14 protein-coding genes, 1 pseudogene and 1 riboswitch are annotated in these 16,523 nt (G+C 69.6%); of the genes and pseudogenes, 8 read left to right on the top strand and 7 right to left on the bottom strand.

From position 1 onward, the window contains the following. Positions 1-183: 183 nt before the first annotated feature. The 3 genes and pseudogenes from GGR64_RS06295 to GGR64_RS06305 form a co-directional block, all read left to right on the top strand. Positions 184-1,500 (top strand): annotated as a pseudogene (locus GGR64_RS06295) (DEAD/DEAH box helicase); the annotation flags it as partial. Between the two features lie 248 nt (positions 1,501-1,748). After that, a complete protein-coding gene (gene queD / locus GGR64_RS06300) occupies positions 1,749-2,108 on the top strand; it encodes a 6-carboxytetrahydropterin synthase QueD (protein ID WP_184644620.1) in 360 nt (119 codons plus the stop codon). A 268-nt stretch (positions 2,109-2,376) separates the two neighbouring features. Continuing rightward, entirely contained in the window at positions 2,377-2,754 is a 378-nt protein-coding gene (locus GGR64_RS06305; protein ID WP_160968855.1) for a phasin family protein, read from the top strand. 274 nt (positions 2,755-3,028) lie between these two features. Here the strand turns inward: GGR64_RS06305 and bioD are convergent, their stop codons facing one another. After that, complete coding sequence (gene bioD, locus GGR64_RS06310; protein ID WP_184644622.1) at positions 3,029-3,718, bottom strand: dethiobiotin synthase; 690 nt, start codon at positions 3,716-3,718, stop codon at positions 3,029-3,031. 117 nt (positions 3,719-3,835) lie between these two features. Between bioD and GGR64_RS06315 the strand changes: the two genes are divergently transcribed. The 3 genes from GGR64_RS06315 (at position 3,836) to btuB (ending at position 7,230) form a co-directional block, all read left to right on the top strand. After that, positions 3,836-4,318, top strand: a complete 483-nt coding sequence (locus tag GGR64_RS06315) for a GAF domain-containing protein (RefSeq protein WP_184448454.1) — start codon at positions 3,836-3,838, stop codon at positions 4,316-4,318. Next, positions 4,315-4,743: a TfoX/Sxy family protein gene (locus GGR64_RS06320; protein ID WP_184448455.1), complete on the top strand. Its 429-nt coding sequence runs from the start codon at positions 4,315-4,317 to the stop codon at positions 4,741-4,743. Before GGR64_RS06315 ends, GGR64_RS06320 begins: the two co-directional genes overlap by 4 nt. Before the next feature lie 284 nt (positions 4,744-5,027). Then, a riboswitch (cobalamin riboswitch) is annotated at positions 5,028-5,245 on the top strand. 113 nt (positions 5,246-5,358) lie between these two features. Then, positions 5,359-7,230: a TonB-dependent vitamin B12 receptor gene (btuB, locus tag GGR64_RS06325; RefSeq protein ID WP_184448456.1), complete on the top strand. Its 1,872-nt coding sequence runs from the start codon at positions 5,359-5,361 to the stop codon at positions 7,228-7,230. A gap of 474 nt (positions 7,231-7,704) precedes the next feature. Here the strand turns inward: btuB and gph are convergent, their stop codons facing one another. Both gph and dinB read right to left on the bottom strand, forming a co-directional pair. Next, positions 7,705-8,358, bottom strand: coding sequence for a phosphoglycolate phosphatase (gph, locus tag GGR64_RS06330; RefSeq protein ID WP_184644624.1), 654 nt, complete (start codon positions 8,356-8,358; stop codon positions 7,705-7,707). Positions 8,359-8,801: 443 nt separating this feature from the next. Beyond that, positions 8,802-9,863, bottom strand: a complete 1,062-nt coding sequence (gene dinB / locus GGR64_RS06335) for a DNA polymerase IV (RefSeq protein ID WP_184644626.1) — start codon at positions 9,861-9,863, stop codon at positions 8,802-8,804. Positions 9,864-10,072: 209 nt separating this feature from the next. Here dinB and fabA point away from each other — a divergent pair, with 209 nt between their 5' ends. Then, the gene (fabA, locus tag GGR64_RS06340) at positions 10,073-10,588 is read left to right on the top strand and encodes a 3-hydroxyacyl-[acyl-carrier-protein] dehydratase FabA (protein ID WP_160968846.1); all 516 of its coding nucleotides are present in this window, start codon (positions 10,073-10,075) and stop codon (positions 10,586-10,588) included. Then, positions 10,588-11,796 (top strand): beta-ketoacyl-ACP synthase I, encoded by a 1,209-nt coding sequence (gene fabB / locus GGR64_RS06345; protein WP_160968845.1) that lies wholly within the window; start codon positions 10,588-10,590, stop codon positions 11,794-11,796. Before fabA ends, fabB begins: the two co-directional genes overlap by 1 nt. A 46-nt stretch (positions 11,797-11,842) precedes the next feature. Here fabB and GGR64_RS06350 read toward each other — a convergent pair whose 3' ends face one another. From GGR64_RS06350 to GGR64_RS06365, 4 genes are all read right to left on the bottom strand, one after another. After that, positions 11,843-12,694 (bottom strand): hypothetical protein, encoded by an 852-nt coding sequence (locus GGR64_RS06350; protein ID WP_260302884.1) that lies wholly within the window; start codon positions 12,692-12,694, stop codon positions 11,843-11,845. 303 nt (positions 12,695-12,997) lie between these two features. After that, positions 12,998-15,022: a M3 family metallopeptidase gene (locus tag GGR64_RS06355; protein ID WP_184644629.1), complete on the bottom strand. Its 2,025-nt coding sequence runs from the start codon at positions 15,020-15,022 to the stop codon at positions 12,998-13,000. 61 nt (positions 15,023-15,083) lie between these two features. Further along, positions 15,084-16,187, bottom strand: coding sequence for a PLP-dependent cysteine synthase family protein (locus GGR64_RS06360; RefSeq protein ID WP_184644631.1), 1,104 nt, complete (start codon positions 16,185-16,187; stop codon positions 15,084-15,086). 119 nt (positions 16,188-16,306) lie between these two features. Beyond that, complete coding sequence (locus GGR64_RS06365; RefSeq protein WP_184448460.1) at positions 16,307-16,519, bottom strand: heavy metal-associated domain-containing protein; 213 nt, start codon at positions 16,517-16,519, stop codon at positions 16,307-16,309. Positions 16,520-16,523 lie beyond the last annotated feature (4 nt).

Raw genomic sequence — 16,523 nt, forward strand, 5'->3', positions numbered from 1 at the left:
ATCGCAACGATCCGACTCGCCCGCCCCACCCGACGCCTTTCGTGGTGCCGACGAACCCCAGCCTTGCGCTGCGGGTTGATCCACCCTCTCGCAGCGCGGTTCACGGGAACGCTCCGAGCCTCACCTACTTGCGTCTGCGCGCCGGGTCCGTCCCGGCGTCGGCGCGTTATCCGGAGCATTCTCATGTCGTTCGAATCCCTGGGCCTTGCGCCCTTCCTGCTGCGCGCGTTGGCCGAGCAGGGCTACGAAACCCCCACCCCGATCCAGGCGCAGGCCATTCCCGTCGCCCTGGAAGGCCATGACCTGATGGCCGGCGCGCAGACCGGCACCGGCAAGACCGCCGCGTTCGGCCTGCCGCTGCTGCAGCACCTGGGCACCTCGCCGCAGCCGGTCAGCAGTGGCGGCCCGCGCAAGCCGCGCGCGCTGATCCTGACCCCGACCCGCGAGCTGGCCACCCAGGTGCACGACAGCCTGCGCGGCTACAGCAAGTACCTGCGCATCCCCAGCACCACCATCTACGGTGGCGTGGGCATGGGCAACCAGCTCGACGCGCTGCGCCGCGGCGTGGACCTGCTGATCGCCTGCCCGGGCCGCCTGCTCGACCACCTGGAGCGTCGCAGCGTGGACCTGTCGGGCATCGAGATCCTGGTGCTGGACGAGGCCGACCGCATGCTCGACATGGGCTTCCTGCCGTCGATCAAGCGCATCCTCGCCAAGCTGCCCAAGCAGAACCGGCAGACCCTGCTGTTCTCGGCCACCTTCGAGGAAGGCATCAAGCAGCTGGCCCGCGAGTTCATGCACGATCCGCAGGAAATCCAGGCCACCCCGAGCAACACCGTGGCCGACACCATCACCCACCGCGTGCACCCGGTGGACGGCGCGCGCAAGCGCGAACTGCTGCTGCACCTGCTGGCCGCCGACTCGCGCAAGCAGACCCTGGTGTTCGCCCGCACCAAGCACGGTGCCGACAAGCTGACCATGTTCCTGGACAAGTCCGGGCTGAAGACCGCCGCGATCCACGGCAACAAGAGCCAGGGCCAGCGCCTGCGCGCGCTGAGCGACTTCAAGGCCGGCCGCATCACCGTGCTGGTCGCCACCGACATCGCCGCGCGCGGCATCGACATCGACCAGTTGCCCAAGGTCATCAACTACGACCTGCCGATGGTCGCCGAGGACTACGTGCACCGCATCGGCCGCACCGGCCGCAACGGCTCGACCGGCGAGGCGATCTCGCTGGTGGCGCAGGACGAGGCCAAGCTGCTGCGCGCGATCGCGCGCATGCTCAAGCGCGAGATGGACATCCGCGACGTGCCGGGCTTCGAGCCGGTGACACCGATCCGTTGGGGCAACAACAACCCGCCGGACGAGCGGCCGGGCGGTGCCCGTCCGCCGCGTCGCGGCAGCCATGCCCGTCGCGGCCATGGCGATGCGCCGGCGCACGCGCATGCGCACGCCGGCAGCAAGAAGCCCGGCGGCAACCACGCCGACGGCGCACGCCGCCAGGGCCAGGGACGCCGGCAGGGCAACGGCGGCAACCGTCCCGCCGCGCCGCGCTGATCGCAGCGCTCGTACAGCGCTGCCGCGTCACTCGACAAGCCGCCCTTCGGGGCGGCTTTTTCGTTGCGCGGCCCCAGCCCGGGCACAGGCACGGCATCGCCGTGCGATGCCTGCCGCGGGCCACCGCCGCTGCATCGCCTCGACCCGCGCGCGACCGCGCCGCTCCCGCCCCTGCCCGTACAATGCCGCCCATGGATATCTTCAAAGTCTTCACCCTCGAAGCCGCACACCGCCTGCCCAACGTGCCGCCCGGCCACAAGTGCGCGCGCTTGCATGGGCACTCGTTCCGCATCGAGCTGCACGTCAGCGGCGAACCCGGCGCCCAGAGCGGCTGGGTCATGGATTTCGGCGACATCAAGGCGGCCTTCCGCCCGCTCTACGACCAGCTCGACCACCATTACCTCAACGACATCGAGGGCCTGGACAACCCCACCAGCGAACGCCTGGCGGTGTGGATCTGGGACCGGCTCAAGCCGGCGCTGCCGCTGCTGAGCGAAGTGGTGGTCCATGAAACCTGCACCTCCGGCTGCCGTTATCGCGGTCCGGGTTGAAAGGCTGGGAATGGGAAGTGGGGAATCGCAAGGGCGGCACCGCGGTGGCTGAGCGTTTGCGATGCCGCCCGCCCGTGCGTCGTAGCGCGCATTGGCGCTTGCCAAAACCCAGAGGCGCCTTGCCGAGCCCCGGAAAATTGCGCCAAGCCATTGATCCGGAAAGTAGATTGAACGAATCCTGAGCGGCTTCAAAAAATTTTGTTGCATCGCAACAGAATGGGCGTATGTTGCACTGCAACAGCAGTCGGCATTCCAACGGAGTTGCATGATGTCCGCTCAATTCAACGATCAGTTCAGCAGCTACACCCAGCAGTTCGCCGCTGCCGCGGCGCGTGCCAACCGCCTGGCGCTGGAGAGCGCCGAGAGCGTGTTCGGCGTGCAGTTGAAGACCTTCGAGAAGAACGTGTCGGCCACCACCGGCTTCCTCGGCGAACTGACCGAGGCCCGCGATCTGGGCACCGTGCAGGCGCTGTGGCCGAAGGGCCTGCAGATCGCCCGCGACAACTTCGAGCGGCTGGCCACGGCCAACCAGGAAGTGTTCGGCCTGGGCCTGAAGACCTCCGAGGCGATCGGCCAGCTGGCCAAGCACCAGTTCGAGGCGGCGACCGAACAGGCTGCGCCCAAGGCCAAGCCCACCGCCAAGTAACACCGTTTTCGACGTCGCTGCGGTTCGCCGCCCGACGCACGCTCGGTCTGCATGGGTCCCTCCCCCCGTGCAACCACAGGCCCGGTAGATCCCTCCCTCTACCGGGCCTTTTTTATGGGCGGGATTCGGGATTCGGGATTCGGGAGTGGGGATTTGCCGATTGCGCGCGTTCCGGCGCTCCTGGCTTTCTTCGAGGAAAAAGCTGCCGCACCGTGCTTCATCGGTAAGGCGTCGGGACTGAAGTCCCTCCCACAAAACCCGCCCCGGCAGTTGATCAGCTGGGCGATATTCCCGCCCACGGCTGCAGTTCCGCCGCCAACTGCGCGGCCTGCGGTTGCGGCCGGTACGGCAGCCGCCCCCAGCACGGCATCGGCAGACGCGCGCGCAGCATCGCCATGTTGTCGTCGATGCGCTCCATCGCCGGGTCGATCTCGTTGCCGATCCAGCCGATGCACTGCAGGCCGTCGGCGGCGATCGCCGCGGCGCTGAGCCGGGCGTGGTTGAGGCAGCCCAGGCGCAGGCCAACCACCAGCACCACCGGCAGTCCCAGCGCGCGCGCCAGATCGGCCTGATCCAGCGTCGCCGACAGCGGCGCCGCCCAGCCGCCGACGCCCTCCACCACCACCACGTCGGCCTGCGCACTCAGGCGTTCGAAGGCGGCGGCGATCGGCGCCAGTTCCAGTTGCACGCCGGCATCGGCGGCGGCCAATTCCGGCGCCAGCGGCAGCGGCAGCGCGTAGGGATTGAGATCGGCGTAGGCCGGCCGCGGCGTGCTCGCGTCCTGCAGGGCAAGCGCGTCCTCGTTGCGCCAGCCGTCGGCGTCGCGACTGCAGCCGCTGGCGACCGGCTTCATGCCCACCGCGCGCTGGCCACGCGCGCGCAAGGCATGCAGCAGCGCGGTGCTGGCGATGGTCTTGCCGATGCCGGTATCGGTGCCGGTGACGTAGAAGGCGGGAACAGCCATGCGAAAACCCTGTCGGTTGGCCGGCGGGACGCGCGGCGGCGCGCAGGATAGCCGGGCGCGCCGCGCGCGTCAGCCGCCGCGGTGCCGGCGGACGCAGCGCGCTGCTAGACTCGCGCGATGTTCGCCTCGTCCTCGCTCACCGGCAGCAAGCCGGAACAGTACGCCCAGTTGCTCGACCAGGCCCGTGCCCTGGTCGCCGGGGAGCCCGACCGCATCGCCAATGCCGCCAACCTGGCCGCGCTGGTGTATCACGCGCTGCCGCGGCTGAACTGGGTCGGTTTCTATCTCTACGACGGCAAGGAACTGGTGGTCGGCCCGTTCCAGGGCCTGCCCGCCTGCGTGCGCATTCCGTTGCACAAGGGCGTGTGCGGCGCGGCTGCCAGCAGCGGCCAGACCCAGCGCATCGACGACGTGGAGGCGTTCCCCGGGCACATCGCCTGCGATTCCGCCTCGCGCTCGGAACTGGTGGTGCCGCTGCTGCGCGACAGTGCATTGGTCGGCGTGTTCGACCTGGACAGCCCGGACCTGGCCCGCTTCGACGCCGACGACCAGCGCGGCCTGGAAGCGATCGCCCAGGTCTTCGTCGACAGCCTGCGATGAGCACGGCCAAGCTGCGCAACATCGGCCCCAAGAGTGCGGCCTGGCTGCGCCAGGTCGGCGTGCGCACGCAGCAGGACCTGGAGGCGGCCGGCGCGGTCGGCGCCTTCGTCAAGGTCAAGCGCGCCGGCTTCAAGCCCAGCCTCAACCTGCTGTATTCGCTGGAAGGCGCGCTCAGCGGCTGTCACTGGCAGGAACTGTCCGAGGCGCGGCGCGCGCAGTTGCTGGGCGAGCTGGAGACCGCGACGGCGGCGCTGCCGGCGCAGCGCGGCCTGCCCGTTGCCGGGCCGGTGGCGACCACCCATTTCGACCGCGACGACACGCGCGGCGACGACGCTGCCGACGGCGCCTACGCGCACGAGGCGCACGACACGCCGGTGGCCGACCATCACGGCGACGACGACGGCCACGGCACCCACGCCGACTAGGGCGTTGCCGCATCCCCAAGCATGCCGCGCCTTGATTGCGCATGCCTGTGACAACGCAGAACGTGGACGTGAGTCCGCGCCCGAGCGACGACGCGACCACGGACGCACGCGATCACAGCCCTTCGGGCGAGGTCTGGCCGGCATGTCGCCTGCGCCGCGCGGCCCGACCTGACTACCCGTCGGCGCTGCGCCACGCAACACCGGTGGCGCGCCTGCCAGACCCAAAGCCGCATCCCCGGGATGGATGGGCATGCCCTACCCCGCGCAGCCAGCGGCGATCGCGTACAATCGCGCCGCTTCAAGGTGACCCACCGGCTCCGGCCAGCGGGTTGAAACGGGAAGCCGGTGCGTCTTGCGACAAGGCCGGCGCTGCCCCCGCAACGGTAAGCGATCCGCGCTGACGACTTTCGCCACTGTGCCACGGCATGGGAAGGCGTCGCAGCCGGGAGGTCCGCCTCCCCGATCGCCAGCCCGGAGACCGGCCTTGCAGCTCACTGGTTGCGATGCGGAGGGCGTCGCGGCGTGCCGCGCCGCGTTCGGCGCCGTCCGCTTGCACCTTCCGTTCGCGACTCCCTCGCCGTCACAGCGCGCAGCCGCGCGCCGGAGTTGCCACCCATGTCGTCCCGCCTGCTTTCGGTCGCGATCGCGTCCGCCCTGTCCCTGCCCGCGCTGGCCCACGCCGCCGACGCCGCCACCGATCTCGACCAGGTCCTGGTCACCGCCACCCGCACTCAGATCTCGGTGGAGGACAGCGTGGTCCCGGCGCAGGTCATCGACCGCGCGGAGATCGAGCGCAGCCAGGCCACGTCGCTGGCGCAGCTGCTGCAGGGTCGCGCCGGCATCGGCATCTCCAATCAGGGCGGCCTGGGCAAGCTGACCACGCTGAGCCTGCGCGGCAGCGAATCGGACCACGTGCTGGTGCTGGTGGACGGCGTGCGCATCGGCTCGGCCAGCGCCGGCCTGGCCGCGTTCCAGGACCTGCCGCTGAGCCAGATCGAGCGCATCGAGATCGTGCGTGGCCCGCGGTCGAGCCTGTACGGCTCCGACGCGATCGGCGGCGTCATCCAGATCTTCACCCGCCGCGGCGGTCAAGGCTTCCAGCAGAACCTGAGCCTGGGCGGCGGCAGCCACGGCCTGCGCGAGGCCGGCGCCGGCTTCAGCAACCGCGGCGAGCGCGGCTGGCTGGCCGTGCAGGGCGGCTACCAGAAGACCGACGGCATCAATGCCTGCAACGGCTCGGCCACGCTGTTCGCCGGCTGCTTCGTCGACCAGCCCGACCGCGACGGCTACCGCAACGTCTCGCTGAGCGCGCGCGGCGGCTACGCGCTGACCGACACGCTGCGCATCGAAGGCCAGGCGCTGAACATCGACAGCCGCAACGAGTACGACGGCGATCCGCTGTTCGCCGGCAACGAGGCCGACAACACCCAGCAGGTGTTCGGCGGCAAGCTGGACTGGACCCCGTCCGATCGCCTGCACCTGGCCGCGCAGCTCGGTCGCAACGTCGACGACGCCGACAGCTACTATCGTGCCCCCGGCGCGCGCACCCGCAACTTCGTCAGCACCTTCGACAGCCGCCGCGACACCGCCGCGCTGCAGGGCGACATCACCCTGGCCGAAGGCCACCTGCTCAGCGTCGGCAGCGACTGGCAACGCGAGCACGTCACCAGCACCACCGCTTTCGACGTCGACAGCCGCGACAACACCGGCGTGTTCGCCGAGTACCAGGGCCGTTTCGGCGCGCAGCAGGTGCAGGCCAGCGTGCGCAGCGACGACAACGAGCAGTTCGGCGAGCACACCACCGGCAGCCTCGGCTGGGGCCTGGCGCTGGCGCATGGCCTCAAGCTCACCGCCAGCGTCGGCACCGGCTTCAAGGCGCCGACCTTCAACGACCTGTACTACCCGTTCGCCGGCAATCCGGAGTTGAAGCCGGAGCGTTCCAAGAGCGGCAACCTGGGCGTGGCGCAGTACGCCGACAGCTGGAACTGGACCTTCAACGCCTACGAGACCCGGGTCAAGGACCTGATCTCCTACGACGCGATCAGCTTCCTGCCGGTCAACGTGGACGAGGCGCGCATCCGCGGCGCCGAACTGACCGGCTATGCATTGCTGGCCGGCTGGGAACTGTCGGCGCAGCTGAGCCACACCGACCCGCGCAACCGCAGCGATGGCGACAACCGCGACAACTGGCTGGCGCGCCGCGCGCAGAACACCGCGCGCCTGGACGTGGATCGCGGCATCGGCCCGGTCAAGCTCGGCGTCACCGTCTTCGGCAGCGGCCACCGCTTCGACGACGCGGCCAACCGCGTACGCCTGGCCGGCTACGGCACCGTCGACCTGCGCGCGGAATACGCGTTCACCCCGGACTGGACGCTGCAGGCCAAGGCCAGCAACGTGTTCGACCGCGACTACCAGACCATCAACTGGTACAACCAGCCGGGCCGCGAGTACGCGCTGACCCTGCGCTACGCGCCGGCGGCGCGCTGAGTCGGCGTCCCGTGCTGCGCCGGCGGGCGTGGCGCGGGGCAGCCGCACGGAAAACACGCGCGTCTTTTTTGTAGGAGCGGCTTCAGCCGCGACAGGCTTTCCCGCGAACTCCCGTCGCGGCTGAAGCCGCTCCGCATGTGCGACCACGTCGGATGTAGATGCGCGCATTCTCAACGCAGGCATGCGCGATGCATCGCGCAGTTGGTCGCTCGCGATAAGGGCCGCTGGCTGTCGAACGCAAACACCCGCCCTCGTGCTCATGCATCGCGGCACGAACCTCACAGTTCGGCGCCCGCTACGCGCCCGTACCCTCACCCCAACCCCTCTCCCGGGGGGAGAGGGGCGTAATGCGTCATGGGTTGTGGGAGCGGCTTCAGCCGCGACGGGCCTTGCCGGGAAAGCCTGTCGCGGCTGAAGCCGTTCAACCGCATCCCGCTCTTTGCGCTGCTCCGCGGTGCTTGAACCGCCGTCGTATCAACGCAGTTGCAGCAGCTCGCGCAGGTCGTCCATCAGCAGCACCACGTCGGCGGTGGCCAGATCCAGATCGCGCGGATAGCCGTAGCGCACCAGCGCCACCGGCATGCCGGCGGCCTGCCCGGCCTGCAGGTCGGTCCCCGAATCGCCGACCATCAGGCAACGCGCCGGCGGTTGCGCGAACTGCTGTGCCAGGTGCAGCAGCGGCGCCGGGCTGGGCTTGCGTTCGGGCAGGCTGTCGCCGCCCAGCACCGCGGAGAACAGATCGGCCACGCCCAGATGGCGCAGCAGCGGCGGCACCATCGCCGACGGCTTGTTGGTGCACAGCGCCAGCGTCACCCCATCTGCGTGCAGGTGCGCCAACGCCTCGGCCGCGCCGGGATACAACCGCGGACTGCGCAACAGGCATTCGGCGTAGTGGCGCATGAAGGTCGGCATCACCGTCTCGAGTGGCGTGGCGTCGCCGGCATGCCGCCAGGCGATCTCGACCAGCTTGCGCACGCCCTCGCCGATCCATCCGAGCACAGTCGCCTCCGGCACGCGCGGCAGGCCGAAGTCAGCCAGCGTGCGGTTCAACGCCTCGGCGATGTCGGCGCCGCTGTCGACCAGGGTGCCGTCCAGGTCGAACACCACCAATGCGTAGGGGAACGTCATGTCGTGCCAATGCGGGAGGGGGAAGTGCGCATTGTAGGTGGGGCAAGGCTGGTATGCGGTCGCAACAAGGCCGATCAGCATGACCAGACGATGAAGTCGGTGTTCCAATCCTTGCAGCATGCCCCTGTGGGAGGACTTCAGTCCCGACGCGGAAGAGGCGAAGGCCACGTTTCCGGTTCGCTCGCGTCTCCCTTGGCTTTCAATCCACGCCGGTAACCGTGCGACTGGAGCTGGTGCCTGTCCTGGCTGTCCCGGATCGGGTTTCAATCCACGCACACTCAAGGGCAGGACTGCGACAGACGCTGCCTATGGTGCAGCCGTTCCTATTTCGACCTGTGCACCGGTGAAGGTGCGGCTGCCAACTCGGCATCCTCGACGGCTACAACAACCCGTTTCAATCCACGCACCAGCAGAACACGATACAGCTTCCGCGCGCGACCACCTCAACCGAACAAGCGCCCCTGCGCCTGTCCCGGCTCGCGTTCGTGGAAGCCGGACAGGCCCACGCCGACCAGGCGGTAACGGGTGGACGTCGGCAGATCCACGCGCTCGCGCAGCGCAAGGGCGATGTCGATCAAGGCCTGCAGCGAATCCGGCGGCTGCTCCGGAGTGAAGCTGCGGGTGAGGATGCGGAACTGCGCGGTCTTCAGCTTCAGCACCACCGTGCGCGCGATGCGTTCGGTGCGGCGGGTGGCGTTCCAGGTCTTCTCGGCCAGTTGCCGGATCGCCGGCTCCAGTGCGTCCAGCGCCAGGTCCTCGGCGAAGGTGTCCTCGGAGGAGATCGACTGCACCGGCTGGTCCGACTCCACCGGGCGTTCGTCGATACCGCGCGCGCGCTGGTACAGGCGCAGGCCGAAGCTGCCGAAGCGCGCTTCCAGTTCGGCCTCGCCGCGCGTGCGCAGGTCGCCGACGGTGGCGATGCCCAGTTCTGCCAGCTTGGCCTCCATCACCTTGCCCACGCCGGGCACCTTGTTCACCGGCAACGGCGTCAGGAACGCGTCCACGCGATGCGGACGGATCACGAACTGGCCGTCGGGCTTGCGCCAGTCCGAGGCGATCTTGGCCAGGAACTTGTTCGGCGCGATCCCGGCCGAGGCGGTCAGCGCGGTTTCCTCGCGGATCTGCGCGCGGATGGTCTGCGCGATCTCGGTGGCCGTGCGCAACTCGCCCTTGGGCGCGGTGACGTCCAGGTAGGCTTCGTCCAGCGACAGCGGCTCGATCATGTCGGTGTGGCGCTGGAAGATCTCGCGCACCTGCCGCGACACCGCCTTGTAGCGGGCGAAATCCGGCGGCACGAAGATCGCGTCCGGGCACAGCCGCTCGGCGCGCAGCGCCGGCATCGCCGAGCGCACGCCGAACACGCGCGCCTCGTAGGAGGCGGCGCACACCACAGAGCGCATGCCGCGCCAGGCCACCACCACCGGCTTGCCGCGCAGCGCCGGATCGTCACGCTGCTCCACGGACGCGTAGAACGCATCCATGTCGACGTGAATGATCTTGCGCATCGACCCCATACCCTACGCCTGCGAACGGTGTGCGCATGATAAGCCCCGCACTGCGCACGGGCTGAGAATGCGCGCCTTGATCCGGCGCAGTGCGCGCGCCGCCGCAGATGCCGACACTACGCGTGCGTACGGATAAAACGTTTGATTGAACGCGCAAGGCTCATGCACTCTTGCGCGCCTCGACTGTCTCGCCTGGGAATGTTCCGCTCATGAGTCGTCTGTCCTCCTATTCTCGCGAGCAATTGCTCGCCAGCGCACGCGGCGAGCTGTTCGGCGCCGACGCCGGGCGCCTGCCCAACGACCCGATGCTGATGTTCGACCGCATCGTCGCCATCGACGAGACCGGCGGCGCGCACGGCAAGGGCGTGATCCGCGCCGAACTGGATATCCGCCCGGACCTGTGGTTCTTCGGCTGCCATTTCATCGGCGACCCGGTCATGCCCGGCTGCCTGGGCCTGGATGCGATGTGGCAGTTGACCGGCTTCTTCCTGACCTGGCTGGGCGCACCCGGCCGTGGCCGTGCGCTGGGCGTGGGCGAGGTGAAGTTCACCGGGCAGGTGCTGCCCACCGCCAGGCAGGTGGTCTACGAGATCGACATCAGCCGGGTGATCAACCGCAAGCTGGTGATGGCGGTGGCCGATGGCCGCATGTCGGTGGATGGGCGCGAGATCTATACCGCCAAGGACATGCGCGTGGGCCTGTTCACTTCGACGGAGGCATTCTGATGCGGCGCGTGGCAATTACCGGGATGGGCATCACTTCGTGCCTGGGCAACGACCTGGACAGCGTGTCGCGCGCATTGCGCGAAAGCCAGTCCGGCATCCGCCATAACCCGCAGGCGGTGGAAGCCGGCCTGCGCAGCCAGGTCGGCGGCGATGTGCAGTTGGACCTGGACGCGGCGATCGACCGCAAGCTCAAGCGCTTCATGGGCGATGCCTCGGCCTACGCCTACCTGGCGCTGCGCGATGCACTGGCCGATGCCGGCCTGGACGAGGCGGCGATCAGCGACCCGCGGATCGGCCTGATCGCGGGCTCCGGTGGCGGCTCCAGCCACTGGCAGGTGGAAGCGGCGGACCTGCTGCGCAACCGCGGCGTGCGCAAGGTCGGCCCGTACATGGTGCCGCGCACGATGTGTTCGGCGGTGTCGGCGAGCCTGGCCACCGCGTTCAAGATCAAGGGCGTGAGCTATTCGCTATCGGCGGCCTGCGCGACCTCGGCGCACTGCATCGGCGCGGCGGCGGACCTGATCCGCCACGGCCAGCAGGACGTGATGTTCGCCGGCGGCGGCGAAGAGCTGGACTGGACCATGAGTCTGATGTTCGACGCGATGGGCGCGCTGTCCACCGGCTTCAACGACACGCCGGCGGTGGCGTCGCGGCCCTACGATGCCGCGCGCGACGGCTTCGTCATCGCCGGCGGCGGCGGCATGCTGGTGCTGGAAGACTACGAGCGCGCGGTGGCGCGCGGGGCGCGCATCCATGCCGAACTGGTCGGCTACGGCGTGACCTCCGACGGCGCCGACATGGTCGCTCCGTCCGGCGAAGGCGCGGTGCGCTGCATGCGCATGGCGCTGCAGGGCGTGGATGCGCCGATCGACTATCTCAACACCCACGGCACCTCGACCCCGCTGGGCGATGTCACCGAGCTGGACGCGGTGCGCGCGGTGTTCGGCGATGCGGTGCCGCCGCTGTCCTCGACCAAGGCGCTGTCCGGGCATTCGCTGGGCGCGGCCAGCGTGCACGAGGCGATCTACTGCCTGCTGATGCTGCGCGACGGCTTCATCGCCGGCTCGGCCAACATCGACACGCTGGACCCCCGCGCCGAGGGCTTCCCGATCGTCCGCGAGAGCCGCGATGCCGCGTTGCGCACGGTGATGTCCAACAGCTTCGGCTTCGGCGGCACCAACGCCGCGCTGGTGTTCGCCAAGGCCTGAGCCGGGCCAAACGCGCACGCTGCCAGCAACGGCAGCGTGCCGCGCGTCAACGCTCCAGTTGCCTGACGTCGCGACGCCCGGCGTCGTGGTCCTTGTGCGCTTCCGGCTTGGCCGGTGGCGCTGAAGGCGGTGGCGGTGGCGGTGGCGGTGGCGGTGGTGGTGGTGGTGGCGAACTCGGCTTCGGCGGATGCCGCTCGACCCATTGGATCGTCGCCGGCGACGGCGGCCAGGACGGCGATGCCGATGGCGCGGACGCAGGCGGCGGCACGGGCATCAGGCCCATCGCTTCGCGCTGGCGGCGGTCGTCGTCCTGGCGTTGCAACTCCTTCGCCAGTTCCTTGTTGTAGCGGGGATTGAGCGCGTCCGGCGGCGGAATCTGGTACATCCGCTCGCCGGGCGGCGTCCATTGCGGCGTGGCGCTCACCGCCTCGGACGCAGGCGACGGCGGCGTCCGCCATTGTGGCGCCAGCTGCCGCTGCAGCGGGGCCGGAATCTGCGCCGGGCCGGCCGCGGTCGCGGTGCTTTCCAGCGATCGATAGCGCGCACGTTCGCGCGCCCACGGCTGACCGCGATAGTGCGTGTCCCAATAGCGGTCCAGCGCAAAGCCGACCGTGGGCACGCCAGGCGCACTGCCCTGTTCCTGGGCGTTGAAGTCGATCGCACCGGCCGGCAGCCAGCCGCGTTTCTCGCGCCAACTGACATCGCACCAGGCCCAGTCGCGGGTGCAGCCATGTACCCGCAACGCCTCGTCGGTGACCGGGGTGGCCACGCGCGGATACTCCGGTGCGGGGCCGGCACGCAGGCTGGCGCCGATGCGCACCGTGCCGCTGCCATCCTGCGCCAGCGCCGGCACGGCCATGCTCAACAGCAAGGGCGTCCACCACCCTGCTCGCTTCATGCGGTCCTCCTTGTGCAGTGCGGCAGTGTCCTGCGCCGCGATTGCGGCGGCGAAGATCGCCGTGCCGCTGCGCTTTGTTCTAGCACAGAGGAGCCGGGATTGGGGATTGGGGGCGGCAGCGTGCTGTGCGGAGCCAGATCATTGGCAAGCGATTTTCTGTAGGAGCGGCTTCAGCCGCGACGGTGGTTACCGGTAATGCCCCGTCGCGGCTGAAGCCGCTCCTACAACAAAGCCAGAAGCGCGAGGAATGCCATGCACTCGCGAAAAATCACAAATCCCCAATCCCGACTCCCGAATCCCCGCTTATCCCGCCATGCCGCTGTGCCGCAGCAGCGCCTCCAGCTCGGGCGCGCGGCCGCGGAAGGCGGTGAAGTTCTCCAGCGCCGGACGGCTGCCGCCGCGCGAGAGGATCTCGCGCAGGAAGCGCGCACCGGTGGCGGGCAACTGGTCGGGCGCTTCCTCGAACGCCGCATAGGCGTCGGCGCTGAGCACCTCGGCCCATTTGTAGCTGTAGTAGCCGGCCGCATAGCCGCCAGCGAAGATGTGGCTGAACTGGTGCGGGAAGCGATTCCAGGCCGGCGGCCGGTTCACCGCCACTTCGTCGCGTACGCGCTCGAGCAACTGCAGCACGCTGTCGGTCTGCGCATCGAAGTCGTGGTGCAACTGCATGTCGAACAGCGCGAACTCGAGCTGGCGCACGGTGAACATGCCGCTCTGGTAGTTCTTCGCCGCCAGCATCTTGTCGAACAGTGCGCGCGGCAGCGGCTCGCCGCTGTCCACGTGGGCGGTCATCGCCTGCAGACGCGACCATTCCCAGCAGAAGTTCTCCATGAACTGGCTGGGCAGTTCCACCGCATCCCATTCCACGCCGTTGATGCCGGCCACGCCCAGTTCGCCGACCTGGGTCAGCAACTGGTGCAGGCCGTGGCCCATCTCGTGGAACAGGGTGGTGACTTCGTTGTGGGTGAAGGTGGCCGGCTTGCCGTCGCTGCCGCGGCCGAAGTTGCACACCAAGTACACCAGCGGGGTCTGCACGCCGTCGGCGCGCTCGCGGCGATTGCGGCAATCGTCCATCCAGGCGCCGCCACGCTTGCCTTCGCGCGCGTACAAGTCCAGATAGAACTGCCCGACCAGGCGCCCCTGCGCGTCGCTGAGGCGGAAGAAACGCACGTCCGGATGCCACACCGGCGCGCTGTCGGCCTCCACGCGCAAGCCGTACAGGTCGTGGATCAGGCCGAACAGGCCGTCCAGCACCTTGGGCTCGGTGAAGTAGCGCTTCACTTCCTGCTCGGAGAAGCTGTAGCGCGCCTGCTTGAGCTTCTCGCCGGCATAGGCCAGGTCCCAGGCTTCCAGCGTGTCCAGGCCCAGATGCTCGCGCGCGAATGCCTCCAGCTCGGCGCGGTCGCGCTGCGCGTAGGGCTTGGCGCGTGCGGCCAGATCGTGCAGGAAGTCGAGCACTTGTGCGGGATCCTGCGCCATCTTGGTCGCCAGCGAATACTCGGCGTAGCTGGCGAAGCCGAGCAGCGCGGCCAGTTCGCCACGCAAGGCGAGGATGCGGCCGATCGCCGCGCTGTTGTCCAGCGCCGCATCGCCGAACTCCGAGGCGCGGATCGCGTTGGCGCGGTACAGCGTCTCGCGCAGCGCGCGGTCCTCGGCGTACATCTGCACCGGCAGGTAGCAGGGCATCTGCAGGGTCAACTTCCAGCCCGCCTGGCCATCGCGTTCGGCCGCTGCGCGCGCGGCGGCAATGCTGTCCTCGGGCAGGCCGGCCAGGCGCGCCTCGTCGTCGATCAACAGCGACCACGCGTCGGTGGCATCGAGCACGTTCTGCGAGAACTTGGCCGACAGCGCCGACAGTTCTTCCTGGATCGCGGCGAAGCGCTGCTTGTCGGCCTCGCCCAGTTCGGCGCCGCCCAGGCGGAAATCGCGCAACGCGTTGTCCAGCACCTTGCGCTGCGCCGGGCCGAGCGTGGCCGCCTCCGGCGAATGCGCCAGCGTGCGGTACTGCGCGAACAGCGCCAGGTTCTGCCCGAGCGCGCTGGAGAAGCGCGTCACCTTGGGCAGGTTGGCGTTGTAGGCCTCGCGCAGCGCCGGCGTGTTGACCACCGCCTGCAGGTGGCTCACCTGGCCCCAGGCGCGCCACAGGCGCTCGGTGGCGTCGTCCAGCGGCGCCACGAAGTTGTCCCAGCGCACCGGCGCCACGGTCTCGGCGGCGGCCACCGCGGCCTCGGCCTGTGCCAGCAGGGTGTCGATCGCCGGGCCGATGTGCTCGGGCTGGATCGCATCGAAGCGCGGCAGGCCGGAAAAATCGAGCAGGGGATTGGTCATCGCGGAAGTCTCGGTCACGGAAGGAAGGCCGGCGGCGCCGGCCATGGCAGTGAGATGGCGGTCAGTCCAGCGCGGCACAAGGCAGCGGCGGCAATCCGGCGCCGGCCACCGCCGTGGCCAGCTGCGCATCGGCCTGGTCCACGTCGATGCCGTGCTCGGCGTACCACTGCGGCCGGTAGTAGCTGTGCCCGTAGCGCTCGCCGCTGTCGCACAGGATGGTGACGATGGCGCCGCTGCGGCCCTGCTCGCGCATGCGCGTGGCCGCCTGCAGCACGCCGACGAAGTTGGTGCCGGTGGAGCCGCCCACGCGCCGGCCCAGGCGCGCGCTGACGTAGCGCATCGCCGCCAGGCTCAGCGCGTCGGGCACCTTGACCATCGCATCCACGCAGCTGGGGATGAAGCTCGGCTCCACCCGCGGCCGGCCGATGCCTTCGATGCGCGAGCCGCCGGTGCTTTCCAGGCCGGCGTAGTCGCGCCCGGCCAGCGCCTCGCGGTAGCCGTCGAAGAACAGCGACACCTCCGGGTCCGCGCACAGGATGCGGGTGGGATGGCGCCGGTAGCGCACGTAGCGCCCGAGCGTGGCCGCGGTGCCACCGGTGCCGGGGCTGCACACGATCCAGTCCGGGATCGGGTGCGGCTCCTCCTGCATCTGCCGGAAGATCGATTCGGCGATGTTGTTGTTGGCGCGCCAGTCGGTGGCGCGTTCGGCGTAGAGGAACTGGTCCATGAAATGGCCGCCGGTCTCGCGCGCCAGCTGCACCGAATCGGCATGCAGGTCGCAGGCGCGCCCGACCAGATGGCAGCGCCCGCCCTGGAACTCGATCGCGGCGATCTTTTCCGGCGAGGTCGTCGCGGGCATCACCGCGATGAACGGCAGCCCCAGCAGGCGCGCGAAGTACGCCTCGGACACCGCCGTGGAGCCGCTGGAGGCCTCGATCACCGGCCGCCCCTCGCGCAGCCAGCCGTTGGCCAGCGCGTACAGGAACAGCGAGCGCGCCAGGCGATGCTTGAGGCTGCCGGTGGGATGGCTGGATTCGTCCTTGAAATACAGGTCGATGCCGGGGAAACCGGGCAGGTCCAGCGGGATCAGATGGGTGTCGGCCGAGCGGTTGAAGTCGGCTTCGATCTTCTGGATGGCGGCGGCCACCCAAGCGCGATGGGTCATGGCGGTGCGGGAGCGGAGAAACCGCGCCCACGATACACGCCCGGCCCGCGCTCGGGTCATGCGCGACCGCGGCCGCCACGCCGGCGTTCACCCGGCGTGGCGCGGCGCCGGGGCGGCGCTCAGCCGGCGGCCACGCTGAAACCGGCGTCGGCGATCGCCTGCTCCAGCGCGGCCACGTCGATGCGCGCGGGGTCGTAGTCGATGCCCACGCGCCCGCCCTCCAGCACCACCGTGCTGGCGCTCACGCCCGGACAGGCGTCCAGCACCCGCTGCAGCCGCGCGCTGCAGCCGCCGCAACTCATGCCGTGGACGAGGAGATCGAGATGTTGCATGTCA

This window comes from Xanthomonas sp. 3307, from assembly GCF_014199735.1.
In the GTDB taxonomy this organism is placed as follows: Bacteria; Pseudomonadota; Gammaproteobacteria; order Xanthomonadales; family Xanthomonadaceae; genus Xanthomonas_A; species Xanthomonas_A rydalmerensis.

What these genes read in the sequence shown, in the direction of transcription:
- queD (WP_184644620.1), top strand. Translation starts at nt 1,749, where the DNA reads ATGGATATCTTCAAAGTCTTCACCCTCGAAGCCGCACACCGCCTGCCC.
- GGR64_RS06305 (WP_160968855.1), top strand. Translation starts at nt 2,377, where the DNA reads ATGTCCGCTCAATTCAACGATCAGTTCAGCAGCTACACCCAGCAGTTC.
- bioD (WP_184644622.1), bottom strand. Translation starts at nt 3,718, where the DNA reads ATGGCTGTTCCCGCCTTCTACGTCACCGGCACCGATACCGGCATCGGC.
- GGR64_RS06315 (WP_184448454.1), top strand. Translation starts at nt 3,836, where the DNA reads ATGTTCGCCTCGTCCTCGCTCACCGGCAGCAAGCCGGAACAGTACGCC.
- GGR64_RS06320 (WP_184448455.1), top strand. Translation starts at nt 4,315, where the DNA reads ATGAGCACGGCCAAGCTGCGCAACATCGGCCCCAAGAGTGCGGCCTGG.
- btuB (WP_184448456.1), top strand. Translation starts at nt 5,359, where the DNA reads ATGTCGTCCCGCCTGCTTTCGGTCGCGATCGCGTCCGCCCTGTCCCTG.
- gph (WP_184644624.1), bottom strand. Translation starts at nt 8,358, where the DNA reads ATGACGTTCCCCTACGCATTGGTGGTGTTCGACCTGGACGGCACCCTG.
- dinB (WP_184644626.1), bottom strand. Translation starts at nt 9,863, where the DNA reads ATGCGCAAGATCATTCACGTCGACATGGATGCGTTCTACGCGTCCGTG.
- fabA (WP_160968846.1), top strand. Translation starts at nt 10,073, where the DNA reads ATGAGTCGTCTGTCCTCCTATTCTCGCGAGCAATTGCTCGCCAGCGCA.
- fabB (WP_160968845.1), top strand. Translation starts at nt 10,588, where the DNA reads ATGCGGCGCGTGGCAATTACCGGGATGGGCATCACTTCGTGCCTGGGC.
- GGR64_RS06350 (WP_260302884.1), bottom strand. Translation starts at nt 12,694, where the DNA reads ATGAAGCGAGCAGGGTGGTGGACGCCCTTGCTGTTGAGCATGGCCGTG.
- GGR64_RS06355 (WP_184644629.1), bottom strand. Translation starts at nt 15,022, where the DNA reads ATGACCAATCCCCTGCTCGATTTTTCCGGCCTGCCGCGCTTCGATGCG.
- GGR64_RS06360 (WP_184644631.1), bottom strand. Translation starts at nt 16,187, where the DNA reads ATGACCCATCGCGCTTGGGTGGCCGCCGCCATCCAGAAGATCGAAGCC.
- GGR64_RS06365 (WP_184448460.1), bottom strand. Translation starts at nt 16,519, where the DNA reads ATGCAACATCTCGATCTCCTCGTCCACGGCATGAGTTGCGGCGGCTGC.